Below are 4206 nucleotides of genomic sequence, written 5' to 3' on the forward strand. Positions count from 1 at the left end.
GCAATCAGCAGTAGCAAGAATAGTAATAAAAAATTCTTCATTCTTTATTCTTTTTGTCCAATAAAAATCACCACTTATGATATCTTTTGGCTTATATAAAACAAAATAATTTTCAAAATAGCGATTCATCTTTTCTTCAGAAGGCAAAAGCGCATCCTGAATAAGACTGGCATATTCAATACTTGCCAAAATATCTTTATTCCTTTGTTCTGCAATCTCTTTCTGGTTTTCGATGAGTTGATTCTTTTTAAAAAGTTCATCTCTTTGGGTTTCAATTTCTTCCTTTTGCTGTTCCAGTCTTTCTTTTTGACATGTAATTGAATAAGTTCTTTGGTCGAGTTTCCTTTTAAAATCTTTAATTAATGCTATTATTTCTTGTCGCAGGATCTTATAATGATCAATAAGTATCCCAACTTCATTTCTGGCATATTTTTCAGGAAATTTATTCCCCATAGACTCATTAAAATTGCTTTCAACAAAACTTGAGATATTTTGTGAAAGAAGAGATAAATTATAAGTTATTCGTTTGGATAAAAAAAGATTCAGAAAAAAACTTAAACTCAATAATACAATAATTACAATACTATAATACTGTTTTAATTTAAAAAAATATTGTTCTTTTAACCATGTGGTTTTTTTCTGAAGTTCATTAACTATATCCATAATAAGAACTTCCTGATTCTTTATTTTTTTTCTTAGTGCAGTATTATCTTTTATTCCAATCTCCTTATCTAAGGCTACCATTACCTTAAAGTTCTCTACATAATTATCTAAATAAAATAAGGCAGAATCTCTTTCTGATTTTGTAATTTTTTGGGATGAAGCAATTTGCTTTTTAAAAGATTCAGCCAGCCTTAAAAGTTTTTCTATATAAATTTGTTGATTTCTAATGATATAATCTTTTTCATGCCGGCGGAGCATTAATACCTGAGACAAATCTATCTGCTCAAGTTTTTCTAACCTATGTATATAATTACGCATTTCCCCCTCTGTTCCAAAATCCTGAAATCCTCTCTTAATTATTAGTGCAACAATATTTTCAATTTGTTTATTATATAAATCTAACTCTTTTTTTATCTGATTTACAGAGTTCTGCATCTCAAATGATTTAGGATATTCTATTTGATACAGACTTTTTACTTTATTACTAATTTGTTGATATTTATCTTCGTGTCGTTCTAAATAACTACTATACCCTGTTTTAAAAAAGTACTGACTCTTAGTATCATAGGTAAAAAAATTATTAATAATGAGATTATGTTCTAAAACTAACGTATTGATCTCTTGGATAGAATAATGTATTTGTTCTATTTTTTCTTTCTGCTTAATATATAACACGCTCAAAATAAACAATGTTATAATTAAAAGGGTAAAAAAAAGGAAAGATGCGAATAGCTGATCTCTGAGTTTATTTATCATAAAATTTATATTATTTAGATAGGGCAAAATTAATGTTCTTAAAGATTGAGATGTTACAGGTAATTTTAAGAAGATATTAAATATATTCCTGTCATTATTCTTTTTATTTAACGAAAGTTTAATATTAAATAACATAGAAAATAAGAAGCTCAGAGTGCTTCTATAAGGCTGGATTTTCTATCATGAACAATACTTCTTCTCATATTATAATTTCTTAATATATAGTTCAATTGAATTTAACCCTGTAGTGCCTTAAACCCAATACTTTTGTAAGCAAAAAATGAAGGGTTTAAATGCAACAATTCAACGTCGATTGTTAAGTACAGGGATTGCTATTACAATAATATTAACACTCTTAGGAATTGTTACCTATTTTAATGTACATAATACATTTGACCAATACGCTTTATTAAGCCGAATAGAAAAGTTGAAATTATATGATTTGGAACTCAGAAATTATGAAAATGATTTTTTACTTAAAGAGACATCGAATTCCAAATTTTATCAAACACACAAAAGTCCGATATTAGACTCACTGCATAAAGTACTTGGTAAAGCTGAGGATGAATTACAGTTTTTAGAAAAACAACCTATTATTTTATTATTGATTTAAATATTTCACAGGAATTAAAATCTGTAGTACATGGTTTCAAAGAATACAAAACCAATCTAAACGAGTTAAAAGAATTAATCATACAAAAAGGATTCAAAGATTATGGGATGGTTGGTCAAATGAGAGATCAGATTCATGCTGTCGAATCAATTGTTGAGGAGCAAAATAATCTGACTTACTCGAAATTTATGCTAACCTTGCGCAGGCATGAAAAAGATTACCTTTTACGGAAAGACCTGCGTTATAAAGATAAATTTGATAAGGTTATAAATAATTTTATTGCAATCCTGAGTAAAGATAAAGTAGCTCAAAATGATAAAATAATCAGTTACCTGAAACAATACCGGAAAAAATTTCATCAGGTCATTAAAAAAGATTTAATTATTGGATTAGAGGAAAACCGCGGGTTAATGAAAAGAATCAACGAAAACGTTAATCAAATAGAAACGAATCTTTCGCTAATCCATAATAGTATCAAGAAAAGTGCAGAAAATAAAATTGCACAAGCTCTTATTACACTATTTTCAATAATAGTCCTTTTATCAGCCACAATACTGATTTTTTTATACCGAGATTCAAAGTATATTGTTAAATCAATAAAAAAAATGAAGAAATATATTGCTCAATTGGGAAAAGGTGAACTTCCCGAGAAAATTAAAGTTTCCGGGTCAGATGAAATTGAGGATATGAAAAAATCTATTAATACGCTTACAGAGAACTTAAAATCTACCCGTGATTTTGTTATTGAAGTTGGAAATGGAAATTTTAAAGAGGAAATAAATGTTTTCAATGGTAAAGGAGAACTAGGTAGTAATTTAATAACTATGAGAAAAAAATTACTACAGGTTTCTTCTGAAAGAGAGCATCAAACCAAAGAAAACGAACAAAGAATGTGGACTAACGAAGGCATTGGGTTGTTTTCAGAAATTTTACGATCTAATAACGATAATTTAGAAGAGTTATCATTCCTGATTGTAAAAAATCTTGTTAAGTACACAAAATCAAATCAAGGAGGTATTTTTATAAAAAATCAAAATAACGACAAAAATGTTACTTACAATCTTAAAGCGGCTTATGCTTATGATAGAAGAAAATTTACAAACTCCATTATAAAAATAGGTGAGGGACTTATCGGAACTTGTGCTATTGAGGCAGAATCAATTTATATGACAGATATACCGGACAATTATATTGAAATTACTTCCGGGCTGGGTGGGGCTAATCCAAATAGTTTACTCATTGTCCCACTAAAACGGGAAAATGAAGTTTTGGGAATTATCGAAATAGCCTCATTTAAAAAATACCAACCGCACGAGATTGCTTTTGTAGAAAAAATTGCAGACTCTGTTGCTTCACATCTATATTTTGTTCAGATGAACATAAAAACAAATAACCTTTTAGCAAAAACACAACAACAGGCCGAAGAAATGGCTGCACAGGAAGAAGAAATGCGACAAAATATGGAAGAATTGCAAGCTACCCAGGAAGAATCATATCGCAGAGCCGAGGATTCGGAGCAACAAATAATTGAATTACAGGATGAAACTGATGAACTAAAAAGACAACTGGAAAAAGCAAAGGAAATAATCACAACATTAGAAAAAAAAGGAAATAAAAAATAAAAAAATCCTACGCTTTTTAATATTTCATCCATAAGCATCGCTACCTTATTTAAAAAGTATAGAAGGAGCTAACAATTTATAATACGCTCAAAAAATCATCTTTTTTTTAGGATTTCATTTCGATATGTTTAATTTTGCATATCCTTTTTAACAAAAACATAGAGAAAAATGAAAAAAATTAACCTTAAAAAAATACTTGTAATTTTAGCAACCACCTTATTTCTTTTCAGTTGTAATACAGACAAAAAGAATAATGAACTTATCATTTTTCATGCAGGTAGCTTGTCAGTCCCTTTTAAACAAATAAAAAAACAATTCGAAAAAGAAAATCCTGATATTGATGTGTTTCTCGAATCGGCCGGAAGTGTAAAATGTGCAAGAAAAATAGCTGATTTAAATAAGCCCTGCGACATCATGGCATCGGCCGACTACAAAGTCATTGACAATTTGCTTATTCCTGAATTTACCGATTGGAACATCCGGTTTGCCGGTAATGAAATGGCCATTGTATATCACGACAAATCAAAATATGCGGAAGAAATCAATGCCCTA

Annotated in this window: 4 protein-coding genes; 3 read left to right on the plus strand and 1 reads right to left on the minus strand. The window is 29.1% G+C overall.

What is annotated here, in order from left to right:
• Positions 1 to 981, minus strand: a 981-nt coding sequence (locus VJ881_06050; GenBank protein HKL75611.1) for a hypothetical protein, incomplete at its 3' end; no start/stop codon positions are given.
• Between the two features lie 718 nt (positions 982 to 1699).
• Here VJ881_06050 and VJ881_06055 point away from each other — a divergent pair.
• The 3 genes from VJ881_06055 to VJ881_06065 form a co-directional block, all read left to right on the plus strand.
• The gene (locus tag VJ881_06055; GenBank protein HKL75612.1) at positions 1700 to 2032 is read left to right on the plus strand and encodes a hypothetical protein; all 333 of its coding nucleotides are present in this window, start codon (positions 1700 to 1702) and stop codon (positions 2030 to 2032) included.
• 119 nt (positions 2033 to 2151) lie between these two features.
• Complete coding sequence (locus VJ881_06060) at positions 2152 to 3654, plus strand: GAF domain-containing protein (protein HKL75613.1); 1503 nt, start codon at positions 2152 to 2154, stop codon at positions 3652 to 3654.
• A gap of 168 nt (positions 3655 to 3822) precedes the next feature.
• On the plus strand, positions 3823 to 4206 hold a 384-nt coding region (locus VJ881_06065), incomplete at its 3' end, for a substrate-binding domain-containing protein (protein HKL75614.1).

The sequence above is a fragment of the Halanaerobiales bacterium genome (assembly GCA_035270125.1).
In the GTDB taxonomy this organism is placed as follows: Bacteria; Bacillota; Halanaerobiia; order Halanaerobiales; family DATFIM01; genus DATFIM01.